Origin of the sequence: Priestia sp. FSL H7-0729 (genome assembly GCF_038005685.1) — a bacterium.
Taxonomy (GTDB): Bacteria; Bacillota; Bacilli; order Paenibacillales; family Paenibacillaceae; genus Paenibacillus.
Window position 1 is genome coordinate 146,071 of sequence record NZ_JBBOTQ010000005.1, and the last position, 22,014, is coordinate 168,084.

At 47.0% G+C, this 22,014-nt stretch carries 17 protein-coding genes; 14 read left to right on the forward strand and 3 right to left on the reverse strand.

Translation table 11 applies throughout. The annotated features are described in order from the left end of the window. Positions 1-38: 38 nt before the first annotated feature. The 6 genes from MHH93_RS13910 (at position 39) to MHH93_RS13935 (ending at position 7,483) form a co-directional block, all read left to right on the forward strand. Positions 39-1,646 (forward strand): ABC transporter substrate-binding protein, encoded by a 1,608-nt coding sequence (locus tag MHH93_RS13910; RefSeq protein WP_500054497.1) that lies wholly within the window; start codon positions 39-41, stop codon positions 1,644-1,646. Positions 1,647-1,671: 25 nt separating this feature from the next. After that, positions 1,672-3,150, forward strand: a complete 1,479-nt coding sequence (locus tag MHH93_RS13915; RefSeq protein WP_500054498.1) for a glycoside hydrolase family 32 protein — start codon at positions 1,672-1,674, stop codon at positions 3,148-3,150. Positions 3,151-3,172: 22 nt separating this feature from the next. Next, positions 3,173-4,069, forward strand: a complete 897-nt coding sequence (locus MHH93_RS13920) for an ROK family protein (RefSeq protein WP_500054499.1) — start codon at positions 3,173-3,175, stop codon at positions 4,067-4,069. 261 nt (positions 4,070-4,330) lie between these two features. Further along, positions 4,331-4,771 (forward strand): GNAT family N-acetyltransferase, encoded by a 441-nt coding sequence (locus tag MHH93_RS13925; RefSeq protein WP_500054500.1) that lies wholly within the window; start codon positions 4,331-4,333, stop codon positions 4,769-4,771. A gap of 208 nt (positions 4,772-4,979) precedes the next feature. Continuing rightward, entirely contained in the window at positions 4,980-6,176 is a 1,197-nt protein-coding gene (locus MHH93_RS13930; RefSeq protein ID WP_500054501.1) for an MFS transporter, read from the forward strand. Then, complete coding sequence (locus MHH93_RS13935) at positions 6,158-7,483, forward strand: LLM class flavin-dependent oxidoreductase (protein WP_500054502.1); 1,326 nt, start codon at positions 6,158-6,160, stop codon at positions 7,481-7,483. Before MHH93_RS13930 ends, MHH93_RS13935 begins: the two co-directional genes overlap by 19 nt. Positions 7,484-7,633: 150 nt before the next feature. On the opposite strand, the gene MHH93_RS13940 is transcribed toward MHH93_RS13935, so the two are convergent. After that, positions 7,634-8,275, reverse strand: a complete 642-nt coding sequence (locus tag MHH93_RS13940; protein WP_500054503.1) for a DUF6199 family natural product biosynthesis protein — start codon at positions 8,273-8,275, stop codon at positions 7,634-7,636. 245 nt (positions 8,276-8,520) lie between these two features. Between MHH93_RS13940 and MHH93_RS13945 the strand changes: the two genes are divergently transcribed. The 6 genes from MHH93_RS13945 (at position 8,521) to pstB (ending at position 14,849) form a co-directional block, all read left to right on the forward strand. Next, positions 8,521-9,348, forward strand: a complete 828-nt coding sequence (locus tag MHH93_RS13945; RefSeq protein WP_500054504.1) for a sugar phosphate isomerase/epimerase family protein — start codon at positions 8,521-8,523, stop codon at positions 9,346-9,348. A gap of 302 nt (positions 9,349-9,650) precedes the next feature. Then, positions 9,651-11,051 (forward strand): stalk domain-containing protein, encoded by a 1,401-nt coding sequence (locus MHH93_RS13950; protein ID WP_500054505.1) that lies wholly within the window; start codon positions 9,651-9,653, stop codon positions 11,049-11,051. A gap of 99 nt (positions 11,052-11,150) precedes the next feature. Further along, on the forward strand, positions 11,151-12,014 hold the full coding sequence (locus MHH93_RS13955) for a phosphate ABC transporter substrate-binding protein (protein WP_124115738.1): 864 nt from the start codon (positions 11,151-11,153) through the stop codon (positions 12,012-12,014). A gap of 105 nt (positions 12,015-12,119) precedes the next feature. Then, positions 12,120-13,088: a phosphate ABC transporter permease subunit PstC gene (gene pstC, locus MHH93_RS13960; protein ID WP_500054507.1), complete on the forward strand. Its 969-nt coding sequence runs from the start codon at positions 12,120-12,122 to the stop codon at positions 13,086-13,088. Next, entirely contained in the window at positions 13,085-13,996 is a 912-nt protein-coding gene (pstA, locus tag MHH93_RS13965) for a phosphate ABC transporter permease PstA (RefSeq protein WP_500054508.1), read from the forward strand. The genes pstC and pstA overlap by 4 nt, the downstream gene beginning before the upstream one ends. Before the next feature lie 97 nt (positions 13,997-14,093). Then, positions 14,094-14,849 carry a phosphate ABC transporter ATP-binding protein PstB gene (gene pstB, locus MHH93_RS13970; RefSeq protein WP_500054509.1) on the forward strand — a complete coding sequence of 252 codons (756 nt, stop codon included), beginning with the start codon at positions 14,094-14,096 and terminating at the stop codon, positions 14,847-14,849. A 67-nt stretch (positions 14,850-14,916) separates the two neighbouring features. On the opposite strand, the gene MHH93_RS13975 is transcribed toward pstB, so the two are convergent. After that, entirely contained in the window at positions 14,917-15,795 is an 879-nt protein-coding gene (locus tag MHH93_RS13975) for an SDR family NAD(P)-dependent oxidoreductase (protein WP_500054510.1), read from the reverse strand. A gap of 136 nt (positions 15,796-15,931) precedes the next feature. On the opposite strand from MHH93_RS13975, the gene MHH93_RS13980 reads away from it, so the two are divergent. After that, positions 15,932-16,393, forward strand: a complete 462-nt coding sequence (locus MHH93_RS13980) for a MarR family winged helix-turn-helix transcriptional regulator (protein WP_500054511.1) — start codon at positions 15,932-15,934, stop codon at positions 16,391-16,393. Between the two features lie 486 nt (positions 16,394-16,879). On the opposite strand, the gene MHH93_RS13985 is transcribed toward MHH93_RS13980, so the two are convergent. After that, a complete protein-coding gene (locus MHH93_RS13985; protein WP_500054512.1) occupies positions 16,880-17,839 on the reverse strand; it encodes an MORN repeat-containing protein in 960 nt (319 codons plus the stop codon). A 610-nt stretch (positions 17,840-18,449) separates the two neighbouring features. On the opposite strand from MHH93_RS13985, the gene MHH93_RS13990 reads away from it, so the two are divergent. Then, entirely contained in the window at positions 18,450-21,986 is a 3,537-nt protein-coding gene (locus MHH93_RS13990; RefSeq protein WP_500054513.1) for an S-layer homology domain-containing protein, read from the forward strand. Positions 21,987-22,014 lie beyond the last annotated feature (28 nt).

Consider the following 22,014-nt stretch of genomic DNA (forward strand, 5'->3'; position numbering starts at 1 on the left):
GCAAGTTTGATCTAACCCAATCCATGGAGGTCATTATCATGAAAAAAGTGAACAAGTCCAGAAAAGCCGCTACAACGGCATCCATTTCCATGTTGTCTGCGATGCTCTTTCTAACCGCCTGTGGCGGGGGTGGAGGCGGGGCGGCAAGTGAGGCGCAATCCCCTGATGGCAAGGTGACTTTGAATTTTATCACACAGAGTTCTCCGCTGGCTCCAGCTGATCCGAACGACAAGCTCATTAACAAGCGACTCGAAGAAAAAACCAATGTGCATATCAATTGGAAAAACTACACGAGTGATGTGTTTGCGGAAAAAAGAAACCTGGCAGTAGCCAGCGGTGATTTGCCGGATGCCATATTTGATGCAGGTTACGGGGATTATGATCTCCTCAAACTGGCGAAGGACGGGGCGATCATTCCACTTGAAGACATGATTGAACAACACATGCCCAATCTGAAAAAGGTGCTGGAGGAAGCTCCTGAATACAAGAGCATGATTACAGCTCCGGACGGACATATCTATTCATTCCCATGGATTGAAGAACTCGGAAGTGGCAAACAACGAATTCAGGCAGTGGATAACTTGCCATGGATTAATGTGGAATGGCTGAACAAGCTCGGACTGAAGATGCCAACGACAACCGAAGAGTTGAAAGAAGTGCTGATCGCGTTCAAAACCCAAGATCCCAACGGCAACGGCAAGGCCGACGAAATTCCATTGTCTTTTATTAACAAGCCAGGCGGAGAAGATCTGACATTTCTCTTTGCCGCATTTGGACTCGGAGAGAACTGGGATCATACCGTGGTGACCAATGATGGGAAAGTGGTCTTTACGGCAGCTGATGAAGGCTACAAGGAAGCGGTTAAATACATTCATGAACTGGTTCAGGAAGGTCTCGTGGATGTGGAATCATATCAGCAGGATTGGAATACGTATCTGGCAAAAGGCAAGGACAACAAGTATGGCATGTACTTCACTTGGGATAAAGCCAACATTACGGGCATGAATGATACGTATGATGTTCTGCCTCCAATTGCCGGACCTGATGGAGAAGTTAACGTCACAAGAACGAATGGTATTGGCCTTGATCGTGGTCGCATGGTCATTACAAGCAGTAATAAAAACCTGGAATCCACAGCGAAGTGGGTAGACCAATTGTACGATCCGCTCCAATCTGTGCAGAACAACTGGGGTACCTATGGAGATGAGAGTCAGCAAAATATTTTTGAATTCGATGAAGCCAAAGGGATGCTGAAGCATCTTCCACTGGAAGGATCTGCACCTGTGGAACTCAGACAAAAAACGAGTATCGCGGGACCATTGGCCATTCTCGACAGTTATTATGACAAATACACCACCAAACCGGAAGATGCGGCTTGGCGCATGGAACTTCTCGATAAGGTTATGGTGCCGCATATGAAAGCGGAGAACGTATATCCAAGTGTGTTCTTCTCCATTGATGAACTGGATCGATTGTCCACGATTGAGACCGATCTCTTCGCCTACGTGTTACGTCTGCGTACGGAGTGGTATCAGAACGGGAAAATAGATCAGGAATGGGATGCTTACTTGAAAGAGCTGGATCGCCTTGGATTGCAAGAATGGCTACAGATTAAACAAGCGGGATATGACCGTAATAACCAATAAAGAAAAGTACGGAGGAGAAACCATAATGTCGACAATACTTAAACAAGATTATAGAAATGAATACCATTTTTCACCGAAAGAAAAGTGGATGAACGACCCGAACGGTATGGTGTTTTTCAATGGGGAGTATCACTTGTTCTATCAGCATCACCCACATGGAACCACATGGGGCCCCATGCATTGGGGCCATGCAGTGAGCAGGGACCTGATTTCCTGGGAGGAACTTCCGATAGCCTTACTCCCCGATGAGAATGGCACTATATTCTCGGGAAGTGCCGTAGTGGATTGGAATAATACAACCGGATTCTTTGAGGGTGAGCCAGGATTGGTTGCTATTTTCACCCATCATCTTGAAGTTAAAGACCGAGATGCCATACAAACCCAGAGTCTGGCGTATAGCAAAGACAGCGGCAGAACCTGGACTAAGTACGAGGGTAATCCGGTATTAAAGCATGAGTCCTTTGTTGATTTCCGTGACCCCAAAGTGTTCTGGCATGAACAGACCAAGGAGTGGGTTATGATAATCGCATGTGGGCAAACGGTATGTCTGTATCGTTCTCCCAATCTGAAGGATTGGACGCTAGGAAGTGAATTTGGCGCCGGGATTGGTTCACATGATGGCGTGTGGGAATGCCCCGACCTGTTCCCACTTGCAGTGGATGGAGATTCAGGGCAGGAGAAATGGGTGATGCTCGTTAGCATCGGTGCAGATCCTGCTTTTATTGAAGGCTCCAGAACGCAATATTTTACCGGAGATTTTGATGGAAGTACATTTGTCCCAGACGAGGCATCCCATACGGTTCGCTGGATTGATTATGGTCGTGATAATTACGCAGGGGTTAGTTGGTCTGACGTTCCTGAGGAAGATGGAAGACGCCTCATTATCGGCTGGATGAGCAACTGGATGTATGCCAACCAGACGCCAACCAATAATTACCGTGGAGCAATGACCATTGCCCGGGAGTTGACACTGGAGACAAGAGCGGGAGAAGTTATATTGATTCAACGTCCTGCACGTGAACTTGAGCAAGCCCGTACGCCAGTATTGTCTCTAAAGGATACTTCGATTCAGCAAGTGAGTGAGCAGTTAAACGCTTTGCAACTAGTGAACTATGAGATCCATGCAGAGTGGGCTCCGAATCAGTCGTTCCATTTTGCCTTAAGAAGCGGAGCTGACAACGAAACGCTCGTTGGCGTAGACGCCAACCGAGTTGAAGTGTATATCGATCGCAGTCGCTCGGGTATCGGCGATTTTCATGAACATTTCCTGGGACGCCATGCAGCTGAGTTAAAAGAGGTAAATGTAAACCAAAGTTTGCGTATCTTTGTAGATCATTCATCTGTGGAGGTATTTGCAAATGATGGTCAGGCCGTTATTACGGATCTGATCTACCCGGATGTGGATTCCAAGGGCATCTCTGCTCATGCCGAAAATATCGATCTGGTCTTCTCTTCACTTCATATCTATGAGATCTCACCGAGCAAGGCTAAAGGTCAATTGTAATGAAGGGAAGGAGTGCAGAACGATGCGTATTGGAGCCATAGAAGCGGGCGGAACGAAGTTTGTATGTGGTGTAGGGAATAAGCATGGACACATAGAAGATCGGATCAGCTTTCCAACAGAACACCCTGAGACAACACTTACCAAGGTAATCGACTATTTTAGGGATAAAGATGTAGAAGCCATGGGGATCGGCTCCTTTGGTCCGATTGATCTGCAACCGGATAGTCCCACCTATGGTTATATTACAACAACACCTAAGCCAGGGTGGGGGAATTGCAATGTGGTTGGAACCTTGAAGCATGAATTTCCGATTCCTATCGGATGGGATACGGATGTGAATGCTGCCGCGCTCGGTGAAGTGACGTGGGGAGCAGCGCAAGGACTGGACAATTGTGTATATTACACGATTGGCACAGGCGTTGGTGTCGGACTTGTGGCAGGGGGCCAGCGAGTGCATGGATTGTTACACCCCGAGGGTGGACATATTCGCACAAGACGCCATCCGGACGATCATTTTAATGGATTATGCCCGTATCATGGCGATTGCCTGGAGGGGATGGCTGCAGGACCAGCGATTGAAGCGCGGTGGCAAAGTCCCGGCATTGAACTGCCGGCAGATCATCCCGCATGGGAGATCGAATCCTTTTACATTGCGGAGTCGATCACCACGGCCATCCTGCTTCATTCGCCGCAGAAGATCATCTTAGGTGGTGGTGTGATGCAGCAAGATCATCTGTTTCCAATGATCCGGGAGAGGGTTGTACGTAATCTCAATGGTTATGTGAATGCTGCTCCAATCACGCAACATATTGACCAATATATCGTCCAACCCGGATTGGGCCAACATGCAGGTTTATGTGGTGCGCTCGCATTGGGTCTGGAAGCATTGCAACAGGTGGCACAAGTTTCACATGCTTAACATGCTTCGTCGTTTTATTAAATAATGTACATCCCGGAAGGGACGGCTGCGGATTCGCTTATTTGTATAAGCAAGACTGCACTGTCCTTTTTGGGCTTTTTTTATTTTTTTAGGAGTTAATTAAGTTAGAAAAATATAATACGTTCTTAATTCCGATGTTGCTCAAGTGAGCTGCCAAAGGTATGATTTTGAGTGTCTATCTCTATCGTGCGATAAGACATTCAAAATTTAGCGTGTCTTCAATGGAAAGGAATCCAATTAATGAACCAAATAATTATGCGTCAAGCTGTGCAGACAGACCAAGAGCAACTCGCTGATTTGCGAGCGTTAGTACTGTACGATGATCTAACCAGACTGGGAAGGTACGATGATGTGAAGGTGCGTGAACGTTTCCGAAATACATTCGACCCTGTCCATACGCGGATTATTGAAGTGGAGGGTTTAATGGTAGGTTGTGTCGCCTTGAAGCCCCAGGCTGAGGTATATTTATTGGAACATTTCTACATACATCCCGATTACCAGGGCCAGAGAATAGGAACTCAGGTATTGAGCATGCTGCTGGAACAGGATGAAGTTCAGGGGAAACGGGTTATTTTAAATGTATTGCAGGGAAGTCCTGCTCGGCGATTGTACGAACGATTCGGATTTATATTGGACAGTGAAGATGAGGTCGATGTATTTATGTCGGTTCAAGTGCAGTAATAGTATGATTACCATGCGTAGTAGAGTTGGTTTCATATATTCGTTCTGACTGCGCAGTGGTCAGTGTAACGTTTACGGTATAGACCCATTCATTTAATTCTTGAATGGGTCTATTGAACTTTTCTATTATACTTTCCGATGACGTTACCCTAATATGGTTAATAACCTACTTTTTATATAGGAATTATATAGTATGGAGAATGCCAAGATGCCACAATGGAAGCGAAATCTGTATATTCTGTGGTTCGGCCTGTTTTTCAATCATATGGCGTACTCGCTGTCCGTTCCGTTCTTTCCTATATTCCTGCAAAATGATCTCGGTATCCAGAGCGGCCTGGAGGCTTGGTCCGGTATTTCGATCTCCATCAGTTTTCTAATCAGTGGATTATGCGCACCTTTCTGGGGATCAATGGCTGATAAATATGGCAGCAAACTGATGCTCGTCCGTTCAGGAGTTGGGCTAGGCATTGCACATCTGGCTAACTTCTTTGTGTACGATCCATATACGTTTATCGCAGTGAGGGTCTTTCAGGGTCTCATGGCTGGTTTTCATCCCGCCTCAATTATACTGATCGGCACCGATACTCCGGAGAAACAGGTGGGTTATGCACTTGGCGTGATCTCCACGGCCAGCGCTGCGGGCGGGATTCTTGGTCCTCTTGCCGGAGGTGTGTTGAGTCACTGGATTGGACTGCGGGGATGTTTCATTGCATCGGCTGTCATTACATTGATTGCGGCTATGATGGTCCTGGGGGTTAAGGAGTCACGGCAAGCCCGTACGTTGGTTCCAACAAGGATCATAGGGGACTTGAAAAGAGCGGCTTCCACGCCGGGTTTGATGCGAATCTACGGTTTGATTCTGCTAGTCTCGACCTCCGTGCTCATCATCGAACCGGTGCTGACGCTCTATGTCGTCCAGATTGGCGGAGATGTTGGCAGTGCAACACTGAGTGCAGGTATTGTCTTCTCGGCGATTGGTGTGGCAACCGTCATTATGGGGCCGCGCTGGGGAAAGATTGGTGGAAGAATCGGATACGAGAAAACCCTGTTTATCGGTCTGATCGGTGGGGGGATTGGCAGTCTGCTGCAAATGACAGCAACTAATCTGATTTATTTTGGTAGCCTGCGATTTGTTTATGGTCTATTCTTTGCCGCGGTTTATCCGGCGCTTAATGCGCTGATCATCAAATATGCTGATCACGATTTTCGTGGGAGGGCTGTCAGTCTGAGTCAGACGGCGAGTCAGTTTGGTATTGTGCTTGGACCGTTAATCGGTGGTTTTCTCGGTGGGTGGATCGGCATTCCGTTTATTTTTCTATTCACAGGAATTTTATTGCTGGGAGCGGCTTGGGCAGTATCATCACCACAACATAGGGAGGAAAATATATGTCACAACGGCAATTGAAGTTGGGAGCCAATCTGAATGGAGTGGGTAACAGCATTTCCTTTTGGCGTCATCCGGATATTCCCACTAACGCGAGTGTTAGTCTGGAATTCTACAAGAAGCAGGTACGTATCGCGGAAAAAGGGAAGTTCGATCTGCTCTTTATTGCAGATGGCCTCTTCATCAACGAGAAGTCCAATCCTCATTTTCTCAATCGCTTTGAACCTCTGACACTTCTATCCGCACTCGCCGGGGCAACTTCCCATATCGGGCTGGTTGCTACATTGTCTACTTCCTATAGTGAACCGTTCACGGTTGCGCGGCAATTTGCCTCACTGGATCAATTAAGCGGTGGGAGGGCCGGATGGAACGTGGTTACTTCACCTTTGGAAGGATCGGCACTGAACTTCGGCAAAGGCGAACATCCAAACCATGCGCTGCGCTACGAAATTGCAGAAGAACATCTGAATGTGGTCAAAGGCCTCTGGGATTCCTGGGAGGAAGATGCCTTTATCGGAGATAAGGAACAGGGCGTATTCTTCGACCCTGCCAAGCTGCATACGCTGAATCACAAAGGAAAGCACTTCTCCGTACAGGGTCCCCTTAATGTGGGGCGTTCGAAGCAGGGTCATCCGGTGATTTTCCAGGCGGGCTCATCCGAATCTGGTAAAGATCTGGCTGCCCGCTCGGCGGATGCCGTCTATACAGGACATGAGACGCTGGAGGAAGCAAGGGAGTTCTACCGGGATGTGAAGGCAAGAGCGGTGGCATATGGACGGCAGGCAGGAGATATCCTGATCTTCCCGGGCATCGGTCCCATTGTGGGTAGAACAACGGAAGAGGCGGAGCAGAAGTATCAGGAAATTGCCTCACTGGTGAGTATGGATCAGGCGCTGAATTATCTGGGACGTTACTTCGATCATTACGACTTCTCCCAATTCCCGCTGGACGAACCTTTCCCCGAGATTGGGGAGGTCGGCAGCAACAGCTTTCGCAGTACAACAGACAAGATCAAGCAGCAGGCACGCGAACAGGGGCTGACCCTGCGCCAAGTGGCATTGCTGGCATCTACCCCGCGTACATCGTTCATTGGTACACCGGATCAGATCGCAGATCAGATTCAGGAATGGTTTGAAGGCGAAGCGGCAGACGGATTCAATGTTCGTACCGTGGTGCCCAATGGCTTGGAAGATTTCGTGGAGCTCGTTGTTCCGGTTCTGCAAGAACGAGGCCTGTTCCGCACGGAGTATGAGCATGAGACGCTAAGGGAGAATCTGGGTCTTGAGATTCCACGTAATCGGTATGCGCTGGAGGAAAGCGTGAGGTGAGATCATTTTAGAAAATGATCTTGAGATAGAACCGGATACCTTTTATTCGAGCAGTTTCCCAAAAAAGAACGGTAATGACATCCATGAAGTGGACATCATTACCGTTTTGGTGATGTGTGTGAATGCTAAGCCGATTCAGACTCAAATGTCTTAAAATGCCTGAAACGCGCCCCAGATCGCTACGATCATACAGGCTATACCGCCAATTTTGCACATGACGTAATAAAACTCGCTTGGTTCGGGATCTTTTGACCAAATCCAGCGGAGAGAGATAAGGAATTGAAACTTCTGAAACTTTGGATAATAGAAGCTGCACCATCCATAGATGAGTCCGGCGAGCGCAATGAACAAGACAACAGGTGTACCTGGCGTATGATGATATTCTGGATAGGCAACAGTTACGAGCGTAGCTGGATTATAGTGCTCTTCGTGATTGTCAATGACTCTCTGATCATCTATGTACATGTTGACTGGAGAGAGCATCTTCCCATTTTCATCGTAGCTTACTAATTCCTCGGATTGTTGTTCAACGGTATATTTACGGTCGTTAGGATATACCAAGTGATAGGTTGCAATAGGTGTGGATGCGACTTGGGTAATGACAAAGTTCTGCTGATCGATGCTAACCGTACGTTTCTGCTGATTGACGGTGACCTGAATTGGGGCTGCTGCTCCACTCCGATACGTAATTTGATTACCTTGCTTGTGATCGTAAGTGTATTTATGCTGATCTACATAGAATATAGGCTCTGTGAAATAGGGTCTGGATAATATCCCGACAAATATGGACACAATTACAACGCAAATGAGGAATATGAGGGTAGGTACATGTTTATTGTGTATGGATTTCACTTTAAAATACCAATCCCTTCCTTAATTAGATGTTAATTTTAATACGTTATAATTTGGATATAAGTTGCGAAAGTTTTCTCTATTATTTCAAGAATGGGATATGATGGTTTCTTTTTGAGAGAGTACTGTTATTATAAAATGATAAACAAGCTGTAATTCCAGACGAGTCACAGGAGGAGATTGGGATGATTAGAGGGTTAACGAATGCGGGACTGGGCAACATCGAGTCTGATGAACAATATATCATAGAGGCGGCCAAGTATGGTTTCGGATCTGTCGATTTGAATCCGCTCTCATTGATTGAAACGTATGGTAAGGAGCGGGCGCAACAACTACTGGATAGCAACCAGGTCATTATCGGTTCATCGGGTCTAACGGTGGAGTGGCGGACAACAGATAAGCAATTCCGTGAGGGATTGCAATCTTTGGTTGCCATGGCTGAAGCTTCTGCTTCGCTGAATTGTTACAGCTGTTGTACGTATATTTTACCATCAACGGATCAGCCCGCAGCGCAATTTATGGCCGCGGCTACGAAACGTTTGAGACTCTGCGCAGATATCTTGGATGCATACGGGATTAAGTTGGGTCTGGAGTTTGTGGGATGCCATCATTTGCGGACGCAATGGAAGAATCCGTTTATCTGGCGAGTGGAGGATACGCTGGACTGGATCGAGACGATCCATGCGCCCAATGTAGGCCTGCTCGTAGATTCCTATCACTGGCATACGAATGGTTTACCGATGGAAGATCTGTTGAAGCTGAAGAAAGAGCAGGTTGTACATGTGCATATCAATGATGCTTATGATTTGCCAATCGAGGAGTTAAAGGATGGCGAACGCTTGTATCCCGGCGAAGGGGTCATTGATCTGGGCGGATTTCTGAGAAATCTGCAGGCGATTGGCTACAATGGTGTGGTGGCTCAGGAAGTACTGGCACCGGCATCGAATCTTGTTACGAATGAACTATTTGCCAAGTCGAAGGCTGGGTTCGATCAGGTGTTTGCCACAGTATAATGTATGAGAAAATATATAATAACAGCAAGGGCCCATACATTGTGTATGGGTCATTTTGTTGTATTTAATCATATGAATGTGTTGATATGAAAACATTGACAATTCATTAACAATTCCAGGAATTCCTGTTTACAATTCGCTCCTATAATTACAAAAGTAATAGGTCATTTTTACTATGAACGTGGAAGCTAAGGGGGATGAGACGGACAAGCTCTCATATGGATGATACATGCAGCATACCAGACAGCAGGGCACAGCATACAAGGCAAATTATATGGAGAAAAGAAGGGTGACCAAAGCCAATGTCAATGAAAAAGGTGTTAGTAGTTTCCATGGTAGCCACAGTGTTAACAACTTCTGTGGTTAGTGCAGTATCAGCTGCTCCAGCAGTGAAACCTGCGGCTAGTACAGCTCAGGTGCAGAACTCCACGCTTACAATAAACGGAAGTAGCGTTATCGTTCGTTCCATCGTGAAGAATGGCGAGACACTTGTGTCGCTTCGTGATGTGATCAAGGCTATTGGCGCGCAGGCGGAAGTACATAGTGGAACAACGGTGATTAAGCTAAATGGTCACACGGTGTCACTCCAGAACAATGCGAAACAACTCCTGGTGGATGGCACCAAAGTGAATTTGAATCAACCGGTTACGATCATTGGAGGCACAAGCTACGTTGCGCTTCGACCATTGGTATCCAGCGTTGGCGGCACAATCGTCAAGAGAAGCGGACTGCTGGAGGTTAGCACGGTAGCATTGCTCGAAGGTGCGGAAAATCCCCGTTTTGCCGGAACGGATAAGCTGATTGTTTCCAAGAGCGATGACAATGGCCGAACCGATTATCTCGTGAATACCATCAGTGGTAAATACGAGCTGTTGTTAACGACAGATGGCGGATCGGATCTGGTCGTTTCCCCGAGTGGCGATCAAGCGGCGTATACCAATGCGGATGGAGCTGTCTACGTTATAGATCTGAAGACAAAGGCTTCGAGATTGATAACAAACGACACGAGTATCAAACCGGAATTGGTATGGTCTGCGGACGGAAGCGCGATTTATTTCCTGCAAGGAGATAAAGGGTCGGTCATTGCGAGTCTGAACCTGGCTGATGGTGCAATTAAGAAGCTGGTTGAAGATAAGGTGGATTACAAAGAAAACCTGAATGTGTCTGCGGACGGCAAAAGATTCATCTACACGGTAACAACACTGGGTAAGGTCACCTCTGATGCAACTAATGTAGATGAAGACAACGTGTCTATCGACTTTTCAGCCAATCAACAGCAAATATTTTCATATAACAACGGAATATCAAAACCTGAAGCGGCGCAATTAACGACTTCAACCGATGACAAAGTGTTTGTATGGTCCGTTGACGGGCAGAAAGCCTACTACGTAAGTGTACCGTCCGAGGACGGTAATGCTTCGCTGCAATCTGTGGATTCATCCCAGGAGGCAACAACGATGTATGGCGTTCACGATGTAGAGCAAGCGATTCTATCGGGTGACGTCTTGTACGTACTGGCTGCGCAAGATGACAGCAATAGCGTCATTATTTCCATCGACACGGTGACAGGAAAACAAACCAAGTTATATACCGTATCTTCCGATGTATCCTCCATTACCGTTGCCGGATCACAAATCGCCGTGATTGAAAACGGCCGGGTTCTGGTTCAAACGGCTGGCAGCTGGAGAGCCGTTACGAAGTGATTTTTTTGATCCAAGAGTGATAAGCACATATTGAAATAAACAACTGAAAACCAGACTTTTTGAACACACACTTTTACAATTCGAGAGGAGTTTATAAAAATGAAAAAATGGATCAAACCCTTCACGGCAATGCTCATGGCTGTATCGCTAATTGGTGGACTTGGGGGCGCAACGACAGCATCTGCTGCCAAGAGCACGGAGAAAGGTAAAATTGTCATCAACGGTTCCTCGGCATTGCTTCCACTGACTCTTCAGGCTGCAAGTGAATTCAAGAAGGATCATCCCAAAGTCAAAATCTCGGCTTCCGCCGCTGGTTCCATTACAGGTCCTCAATCTGTACGTAAAGGGATTGCTGATATCGGTGCTGTGGACTGGGATGCATCCAAAGATGTGCCTGGCTTCAAGAAATTTGATGGAATGGTAGCCAATCCGGTAGCGGTAACGGTATTTACGGCTGTTGTTAACACGAATGTGGGTGTAAGCAGTCTGACCACGAAACAATTGCAGGACATCTTCTCTGGCAAAGTGACTAATTGGAAAGACGTCGGCGGTGCGAACGCCAATATCGTTGTTGTTAACCGTAAGTTCGGTTCCGGCACACGGGTCAACTTTCAGCAAAAAGCGCTCGACGGTAAAGACTTCATGAGCAAAGGCGACAATTACAAAGAAGTTGGCTCCAGCGGTGATATGAAAACCACTATTGAAACGACACCCAATGCAATCGGTTATATTGACCTTCCTTATGTAACGAGCAAAATGAAGGCTGTATCCATCAATGGCGTTGCACCAACAGAGAAAAATGTTCTGAACAAAACCTACAAAGTATGGGGTATCGGATATTACATGACCAAAGGTCAACCTACAGGTGCAACCAAAGCGTTCATTGATTACATCCAAAGCAGCAAGTTCCAGAACGGTTCCCTGAAAAAGCTGAAATTCATTCCGCTTGCGGCTGTAAAATAACGGAGCTTCAAACGTTCGTCATTCTCACATTTCATAAGAAAAGGGATAGCCAGCTTCTGCGCACGGTCGCAAGCTGGCTTCTCTATGTGAAAGGAAGAGCACTTCATGATCGATTTGAATCCATCCCCGAACAGCCCCGCCCCGAGTGAGCTTGGTACGAGCATTGGTAAGGCCGCTGAATCGGGCACGCGGTTTAACCGTAAGGCGCGTTTAAGGTGGTCCAATAACCTGTTTCGCATGGTCTGTATTGCGAGTGCCAGCTTTGTCTGTCTGGTCCTCTTATGTATCTTGATCCTTATGCTGCGCACGGGTGTGCTTACCTTTGCAGATGTGTCGCTACGTGAATTCTTTTTCTCTACCAACTGGGACCCGGAAAATGAACATTATGGTGCTCTGACCTTCATCCTCGGCACACTGGCTCTTACGGGTCTCACCATGTTGTTTGCCATTCCGCTCTCTGTCATCATTGCTGTGTTTCTGGCTGAAATGACACCCAAATGGCTTCGCCATATTTTGCGTCCTATATTGGATCTACTGGTGGGTATTCCTTCTGTGGTGTACGGTTTTCTGGGACTTACGATCCTCATTCCCTGGCTAAGGGATATTAGCGGACGTGATCTGGCTGACGGATTGCTCGCAGCGTCCATTGTGCTGACCATTATGGTGCTTCCTACGATTAGCCGGATCAGTGATGATGCCATATCTGCTGTGCCGAACAAGTACCGTGATGCAGCCTATGCACTTGGTACGAATCGATTCCAGACGGTGACTCGTGTGGTCTTACCTGCTGCCAAAGGCGGAATCATGTATGCCTTCATTCTTGGGATGACGCGTGCGATCGGTGAGACGATGGCGGTGGTGATGGTCATTGGTAATACAGCGCAGCTCGCGAATAGTCTGTTCACACCAACAGCCGTGCTGACCAGTAATATCGTTATGCAGATCTCCAGTGTTGAATTCGACTCCACCTGGAATCATGGTCTGTACATGATGGGATTTATACTGCTCGCGATTTCGATTCTGATGATCGTTATCGTAAGACTGCTTCAGAAGAGAGGGGACCGCAACGTATGAGTGTGAAGAAGCAGGCGAACGCTATCGTCCCATCGTATTCTTTTGGCAAACGGAGAAGTTCATCCATGCTGATGGATCGGCTCTTTACAGGCATGGTATGGGGCGTTGGCATTGTCGTCATTTTATTTATTGTTGGACTGTTATTTCTGTTGCTGAACAAAGGATTGCCTCTGCTCAGCTGGGATTTCCTATACGGTGTTCCTAGTGAGATTGAAGAAGGGGGAGGGATCGGCCCGGCGCTATTCAACTCGTTCTATGTGTTGATTCTGTCCTTGCTCATCTCCATACCTATTGGTATGGCGGCAGGCATATATCTGGCAGAGTTTGCTCCAAACAATAAGCTGATCGAGACCGTTCGTATTTGCGTGGAGGGATTGTCCTCTGTGCCATCCATCATCTTTGGATTGTTTGGTATTGCTCTGTTTGTGGAGTTTTTTGAAATTGGTCTTACCATTCTGGGCGCAGCCGTAAGCCTTGCTTTCCTGAACCTGCCTGTGCTTACCAGGGTAACAGAGGAATCCGTCAGGGCCGTTCCGGTGGAACTTCGCAATGGGTCATTTGCCCTGGGATCAACACATCTTCAGACAATCCGCCAAGTATTGTTGCCAGTGGCTATCAATGGAATCATGACAGGCATTTGCCTGACGGCAGGCCGTGCATTTGGTGAAAGTGCAGTCATTATTCTAACCGCTGGGGTATCTACCTCCGGGGAGATGTGGGACTTTAATTTGCTATCGCCGGGAGGAACCCTTGCTGTACATCTCTGGTACATTCAATCGGAAGCCATTGTACCGGATGCTGAGGAAATTGCGCAGAAAACAACAGCGGTGCTGATCTTTGTGGCGTTACTCATTAATGTGCTGTTCCGTGTACCCTTGTGGCTGAATGCTCGCAAAAATCAAGCGTGATGAAGAGAGGATGCCGCTGATCGGTATCGTCTGGAGCAACGCTAACTGTTTAAGCTGAATCCGCAAATCATTCCATTTCAACCCGGGAGGGCACCTTGTGCAACCTATTATTGAGATCAACAAATTGAATTTGTATTACGGTCAGTTTCAAGCGCTGAAGGATGTTTCCATTGAAATTCCTGAGCGTGCAATTACTGCTTTTATCGGACCATCGGGATGCGGCAAATCAACCCTGCTACGTACCCTCAACCGCATGAATGACCGGATACCCGGCACACGGATTGAAGGTAAAGTGGCTGTAGGGGGGACCGACATCTACAATGGTGAAGTTCATGTGGAGACCCTTCGCAAGAAGATCGGCATGGTCTTCCAGCAACCAAACCCTTTTCCCAAATCCATCTACGACAATGTGGCCTTCGGTCCCAAACAGCACGGTATCCATGGCAAGAAAAAGCTGGATGAGATTGTGGAGCAGAGCCTGCGTTCCGCAGTCTTGTGGGATGAGGTAAAAGACAACCTGAAGCGCTCTGCGCTAAGCCTGTCCGGAGGTCAGCAGCAACGCCTCTGCATCGCACGTGCGCTGGCAGTGGAGCCGGATATTCTGTTGATGGATGAAGCGACTGCTTCGCTTGATCCCGTCTCCACCTTCAAGATCGAGGAGCTGACGCATGAATTGAAGGAGCGTTATACCATCGTGATGGTGACACATAACATGCAGCAAGCCGCTCGCGTATCCCAGCAGACCGTGTTCTTCCTGAACGGCGAAGTCGTGGAGTATTCACCTACCCAGAGCATGTTCGCTGAGCCAGTCGATGTGCGTACGCAGGATTATATTAGTGGTCGGTTTGGTTGATTGTTTATTCGTTGAGGAATGTGGAAGTCTTTCAGATCTGATCTGAAAGACTTTTTGCTATTTTTAATTATTCCAGCAACCCCTGTTGTTCCATTAATTGTGTCGTAACCATCCACAATCTATTTTGCATGCCCTCATCTCCGCCAGGATGTATCGGAACAATAGATTCTCCATTTCCCACATTAAAGTATCCTCCCGAGACCTCGCCATACTTCGGTTCCACTGCCAACCGAGTTATGATATCCGCACCCCGTCGTGGGTCGCCGATGTGCAAAAAGGTTAAAATGCGCTCAAGCACACTTGCAAACCATAGTTCTCGTCCAAGCCCCGTAACATTAAAGCCTGGATTCAAGGCATTTACGCGAATTCCGGTTTCGTGCCATTGTCTGGCCAGTGCACAAGTAAACATAATATTGAGCAATTTGGTTTTGCCATAGATTGCAGAGGAACCGCGAGCAGTAAAAGGAGTGATATCTGTTAAGTCATCTGGCAACACAAGTGTGCCATGATTCCGGCAAGCTTCAGATGCAACGTTGACAACTCGGGCATGGCTGGACTGGAGCAGGGAGGGTTGCAATGTGTGTGTTAACAGCCAAGGTGCCAAATAGTTTACGGCCATCATCTCGGCATATCCTTCGGACGTGACTCGCTGTTCAAAAGCATGAAGTCCGGCATTATTCAAAAGTACGTCTATACGCGGATAAGCGGCTGCAATCTCAAGCCCAACACGTTTTATATCACTCAGTAAGGATAAGTCTCCATAGAAAAATTCGATTTTGGCAGAAGGCATGATCTCCTTGATTTTGTACCTGGTAGCCTCTGCACGTTCCTTGCTTCGGGCTGTGAGTATAAGATGTGCCCCGCGTTTGGCGAGTTCCATGGCTGCAAGCTGCCCTAAACCGCTTGTTGCTCCGGTAATTACAATAATGGGATGTTTAGTTTTCATGAGAAGATCTCCTTTTGACACGAATAGATTCGAAATTATATAATGGACATAAATCAACTATAAATATTAATTGATATTTGTCAACTATATTTCAAGGAGTCTACTTTCATATATCTGGGAGAGGGAGTTAACAATAATGAGTGAAAATCCAGTCAAAACCAAAGATCGAGCAGCCCAGGAGCTAGCGCTGGGTGAGCAGATTCATGCACTGATCAGTGCATCGCATGCGCTTAACGTTCGGTCTGCCGAGCGTTTTGATGCGAACCTACAACCTGCCGCTTTTCAACTGGTACGGTGGCTCTACTCCTACGGCCCAACAAGCGCCGCGGCTTTGGCAGAAGCGAATGCAATGGACCGCAGCTCGGTCAGCCGATTAATCAAACAACTCGAAGAGTCGGGATATGTTAGCAAAGAGCAAGACCCCAACGATCGCCGCGGGGTGTTACTGTCTCTTACGGAACTTGGTCAACAATCGACGGTTGGTGCACTCAAAGAGAAAGAGTCAGCTTTTTATGACCGTATATCCAGATGGGATAATAAGGAACTGGAGCGTTTCACCGCCATGCTCAGGCAGTTTAATGGATTGGAAGAAAAGTGAGAGGAACAATAGTGTGGATGTATTTGATACCTGAACCATAGGACATGTCACCATTGAGCGAGGTAGACTACAAATTAATAGCAAAAGCGGACTTCTGGTGATGTCCGCTCGAGAAGTTACCAGATCGTTTTATAGTTTCCAGGGAAGCTGCGGGATTTTATATCGGAAACCCTGATGGTTTCCTTTTCTCACATATATCCAAGGTGGTGGTACAGGGGTGCCTTGTGCTTTATACAAGACCGTTCCTTCATCGCTTATGGAATATTCTTCGATACTATTTTGCATATCCTCCCAATGAACCTTACCATGGTAAGACAGTGTCTACCTTGAACGATAACATGAGGTGCACCTGAAATAACTCTCTGCGTTATGTTGAGAACTCCAACCTTTCCTGAGGACAACATCATCAATTCGCTCATGAAAAGTATAATAATCAAAATGACTATGCTCACAATCCATCGCTTTTTTCTCATTTTGTGACCTCCACTACCTAGGGATCATTCCCTCATAGTTAATGTCTTTTAATGACATAATCTCGTCAGAGATGGTATTGATTTTGACTGAATAGGGCTTAATAGCTTGAAGGAATTCATTAATGATTTGCTTGCGATCTTTATCAAAGACGACAGATGTTATGTGATTCTCTTTTAATACGTTATCGTTCATTATGACTTGTTTAGCATAACTAACTGAATTACTATAATCGATTAGATGCGTAACCCCCGTGAATTTGCCACTAGTTAATGTACCTTTGGAGAATTCGGATGGTTTAATCCCAATATATTTTTCAGAAGAACCGTTTTTCTTTTTATAATCGATAATCGTGTCAAAAAAGTCCTTGTCCCCGGTTAACTTTTCGTTGAAATAATCATTTTTGAGAGCAATCGTAGTCGTATGATCGGTATATCCTAGTGAGACAGTATCTGAAGAGTGGATTGCGTAATATCCCTGAGACATCTTGCCCTGATTGAATGTTCCATCGTTAATGGTGTTGTTGTAACGGTCATGTACAGGGTAAACCTTGCCATCAGAAGTAAGATACTGTACTTCTAACCATTGCGTAATTTCTTTTCCTTTACCATGATATGTATCATTAATCCATGATCCGGTGTAGGCTTTTGTAGTGAATTCACCTGTTCCATGACCCATATTAGATTCATTGTAATCCTCAAAGGGGACACCTCCACCTTTAACTAATGTATATGTATATTTGCCTTTTCCTTGCCGCTTACCACTCACCCAATCTCCAGAGTAAACTTTGGTTTCCTCCCATCTCGCGGTTCCTTTACCATGAGGTTTCCCATTTAAAACTTCACCATAGTACGTCGCTCCATCTGATAATATTAAGTTTACTTTCTTCGATGCTGCTTCTGTTGGAGTAGAGCTTGATAATAGTCCAATGACAATGGTGATCGTTAATCCAAAACCTAGATAGAATCTTTTCAAAAGTGCGCAGCTCCTTCAATGAATAATGATCTTTGCGTTGTTAGCCATCTTCAACATTATCGGTTTATGTATCGTATTTTTCCAGTTTAAATATAAAGTGGAGATCAGTCGAATTTTACAAACAATCCGTCCCCAGTTCACAAAAGTAAAGATGTAAAGGCTGAAATAAAATCCCGCTTAACCCAAAGTACCTGCGGCTTCAGGGCATATCATGCCTATGATTCGTGGGTGCTTTTTTACTATCCTCAGTGTATAAGTAATCCTTGAACTATTTACAAGAACCATTAACTTCTCCGTTTTATCACCCCTCCTAAGCGAGTTCTCCTCCTAATGATCCACAGCAGTGGTGGAACTTTCCTGAATCGTGAACAATCTCTGAATTTTGTATCGCCTCCTATTTGCTGTGTTATCCCTAGATTTACTATCCCAATATGGAGCAGCGCAGAGCATGACTCTGTTAGAAAAAGCTTGAGTAACCTTTAACGGAATATGAACGAATGAAGGTATATGTAAAATTTTAAATATATGCTTCCAGGCCGTTGACCCTGCCCCCAAAAGTCTCTTATATTTACTCCCGACACGATAAAAGAGAACGGGTGGTGGGACGATTTTGTTCACTAATAAAGGCAAGAAAATGCTCGCTATGCTTACACTTATACCCTTGGCGACTGGGATGGTCATGGGTGCTTTTCCTGCGGCTGTATCCTATGCAGATGCGGGTGATGGCTCGCCAGTCAACAACTCGGCAACAGGTTCTTGGCAAACGGGAGATTTGCACGTACATACATTTGAGTCCGATGATGCACAGGTTTCACTGGAGGACGTGCTTGATGCTGGTTTAACCAAATATGGGCTGGACTGGATCGCGCTTACGGATCACTTGCGGTTATCCAAGCGAGATCACAATGGGAACGACATTTCGGGTGGACCAATACCCATGTCCCAAGGAATGAATGAATATCAGGTACCACAGATCAAGGCCTTACAGAATGCAGGCAAATATGCAGGTAAAACGATTTTCTCCGGTTTCGAATGGGACATGCCTACACATGAACACGTTGGGGTAGGGATTCTCACGGATGAGCCGAACTCAACCGAAGCGCTGAACGCTGCCAAGGAATTCGAGTACCATTTCACGAATCGGGCAGCGAACCTGTTTAATGCTGCGGACGTAACGAAATGGGATCAGAACGGAGAGCGTGCCTACTCGACTCATCAGGATGCCTTAACCGCCATCAATTGGCTCGCAACGAACTATCCAATGACAAGTTATGCGATGATCAATCATCCTTCACGCGGTAAATACAAATATACCATCGCGGACTTCCGTGAGTTCAACGATCTGGCTCCACAAGTGGTATTTGGTATCGAAGGCATGCTGGGCAATCAGATGGAACCGGATCGTGGAGGGTACAACACAAGCTACAATGTGGCTAATCCGACGGCTGATGATGGATACAAATACCGTACATACGGCGGTGTAGACTATATGGTCGCCAAAGTGGGCGGTCTGTGGGATGCATTGCTTGGAGAAGGACGTCACTTCTGGAACTATGGCAATTCGGATTACCATTTCAAGACCATTGGCACGAATTCCAGTGGTTATTTCCCGGGCGAATATGCCAAGACCTATTCCTGGGTTGAGGGTACAGGCATGCAGGCGGTGCTGGAGGGACTGCGTTCGGGGAAATCATTTTCCGTATTCGGTGACCTGATCAACGCACTGGACTTCACGGCTTCCGGAGCGGGTGCTCAGGTTGAGATGGGTGGAGACCTTAATGTGACCCAAGGCGATGAAGTAGAGCTGAAGATTCGCTTCAAGAGTCCAACGACAAGCAACAACTATGAAAAACCAATCAACAGCGGCACGTCCGCTGGACAAGTACCCGTGGTAGATCACGTCGATCTCATCGCTGGAGATGTGACAGCCAAGGCCGAGAAGGGTACAGCTGCATATAACAAAGACACCAACGACTCTACCAAAGTACTGGCTACCTTCACGTCCAACGATTGGACGACAGATGCTGAGGGTTACAATGTCATCACGTACAAGATCAAAGCTACAGACCAGGACAAGTATTTCCGCCTTCGCGGTACAAATCTGGGCATGAACGTGACAGGTGAGACTGTCAATGGTGAACCGCAGCTTGATCCGAAAAATACGACAGCGGATGCAACGACTCGTTTTAATCAAATTAACGATAGCAACTATCGCGACCTGTGGTTCTACTCCAACCCAATCTTCGTGAGTGCCACACCTTACAGTGATGCACAGGCGGTAACCGATACAATTCAAGCAATTGATCTGGGCGATCTGAACGCGGTCCATTCCGATCTTACCCTTCCTGTTGAAGGGAAGCATGGAGCAACGATTAGCTGGTCCAGCTCCAAGCCGGAACTAATGAATAACGAGGGCAAGCTGCTAACGCAACCGGACAATAATGAGCGACTGGAACTGACAGCAACTGTGCAGCGTGGCACGGAATCTCAACCCAAAACGTTCACTGTCATTGTGGAAGGCACGAATAATCAGGCGTTGGTGTTAAAAAGCAACATGACTACTGCTGACGGCCAGCCGTATCACACGGATACATGGACGAACCAGTCCGTAACCGTTAGTGTAACGAGCGCAGTATACGCACCTGCCACTTCCGCGATGATCGAGTTGTCCCGTGATGGAGGGCAGACGTACGAGCCATATGAAGAGAATACACCTTTGGAGGTAACGGAGCCGGGAGAGCACAACCTTTTATTCCGGGCAACCGATGATCTGGAACAAACGTATACTTTACCTCTGGTCATCAAAATGGACCGTGAGATTCCCGTCATCACCCTGCAAGGTAGCAGCCAGATGACGCTGAATGTGGGAGACACTTACAATGAGCCTGGAGCACAGGCTTCTGATAATGTCGGCATCCGTGGTTCCGTGCAGGTGGATGGCACGGTGAACACACAAGCAGCAGGAATCTACACCCTTCGGTATAACGTGAAGGATATTGCTGGTAATGCAGCACAAGAAGTTATCCGTACCGTGACTGTACAAGCACGCTCAGGCAATGGTGGCGAGGGTTCAGGTGGAGGTAATGGTGGCAACTCCGGTGGGAATTCAGGGGGAAGCACACCGAGTGTGCCAACGCCTACCGTTCCAACCCCACCAACGAACCCTGAAACGGGATCAGACTCATCCACTGAGGTGAAGGTTGAGGTGGTAGCGAATCAGCCGGTCCAAGCCGGATTGAAAGACATCGTACAATTCAACGCTCCAGCAGGAGCCATTGGTTCCAAGGATACGTTGCACGTGTCCGTGGTTGCCAAGGACAAGTTGCAGAATACAGCTTCCCTGAATGTACTGGGACAAGCTGTACAGATTAGCCGCAGTGGCGGAAGAACGTTGAATGAGCAGGCGGCATTGAGCCTGAATGTGGATTCGGCAGATCTGCCGAATGGCACCCAACCTGCAATCTACTATTATAATGAAGCTCGTCAGAGCTGGGTGTTTATCGGTGGCAAAACGAATGCAGCAGGAAACATAACGACCAATGTGAATCATCTGGGTACATTCGTTGTGTCAAGCTATATACCAGTGAATCTGTCTGACCTGAATGGACACTGGGCTTCCGACTACGCAGATCGCTTGTTGGGCATGAACGTGATTCAAGGTTACACAGATGGAACATTCCAACCATCGAAGAAGATTACCCGGGCAGAGTTTGTTACGTTGCTCAGTAAGGCGCTGGCATTGAAGTCTGTGGAGTCGGATACAACGTTTGCGGATCAAGGAAATCTGCCAGACTGGGCGAAAGGCGATATTGCCGTAGCCGTGCAAGCCGGAATCGTGAAAGGATACGGTGACAACACATTTAAGCCCGATCGGACGATTACCCGTGCCGAGATGGCTGTCATGATGGCGAATGCGCTGAAAGTAAGTTCGGAGGCACAAGCCGGAATGTCTGGCAATACATCCGCTAAACCAAGTTTCACCGATGCATCCCAGACGCCTTCTTGGGCGCAGGAAGCACTGGATGCAGCGGTACAGGCCAAAATTGTGAGTGGATATATGGACCATACGGTTCGTGCAGGAAGTGAAACGACACGTGCGGAAGCTGCAACGATGATCTATAACTTGTTGCTTGCCTTGTACGTGTAAGAAGTACGAAGAGAATTAATCGATATAA

Coding starts and splice junctions, on each gene's coding strand:
- MHH93_RS13975 (WP_500054510.1), bottom strand. CDS start 15,795: ATGAAAACTAAACATCCCATTATTGTAATTACCGGAGCAACAAGCGGT.
- MHH93_RS13915 (WP_500054498.1), top strand. CDS start 1,672: ATGTCGACAATACTTAAACAAGATTATAGAAATGAATACCATTTTTCA.
- MHH93_RS13950 (WP_500054505.1), top strand. CDS start 9,651: ATGTCAATGAAAAAGGTGTTAGTAGTTTCCATGGTAGCCACAGTGTTA.
- MHH93_RS13980 (WP_500054511.1), top strand. CDS start 15,932: ATGAGTGAAAATCCAGTCAAAACCAAAGATCGAGCAGCCCAGGAGCTA.
- MHH93_RS13925 (WP_500054500.1), top strand. CDS start 4,331: ATGAACCAAATAATTATGCGTCAAGCTGTGCAGACAGACCAAGAGCAA.
- MHH93_RS13920 (WP_500054499.1), top strand. CDS start 3,173: ATGCGTATTGGAGCCATAGAAGCGGGCGGAACGAAGTTTGTATGTGGT.
- pstC (WP_500054507.1), top strand. CDS start 12,120: ATGATCGATTTGAATCCATCCCCGAACAGCCCCGCCCCGAGTGAGCTT.
- MHH93_RS13930 (WP_500054501.1), top strand. CDS start 4,980: ATGCCACAATGGAAGCGAAATCTGTATATTCTGTGGTTCGGCCTGTTT.
- MHH93_RS13955 (WP_124115738.1), top strand. CDS start 11,151: ATGAAAAAATGGATCAAACCCTTCACGGCAATGCTCATGGCTGTATCG.
- MHH93_RS13945 (WP_500054504.1), top strand. CDS start 8,521: ATGATTAGAGGGTTAACGAATGCGGGACTGGGCAACATCGAGTCTGAT.
- MHH93_RS13935 (WP_500054502.1), top strand. CDS start 6,158: ATGTCACAACGGCAATTGAAGTTGGGAGCCAATCTGAATGGAGTGGGT.
- MHH93_RS13910 (WP_500054497.1), top strand. CDS start 39: ATGAAAAAAGTGAACAAGTCCAGAAAAGCCGCTACAACGGCATCCATT.
- pstA (WP_500054508.1), top strand. CDS start 13,085: ATGAGTGTGAAGAAGCAGGCGAACGCTATCGTCCCATCGTATTCTTTT.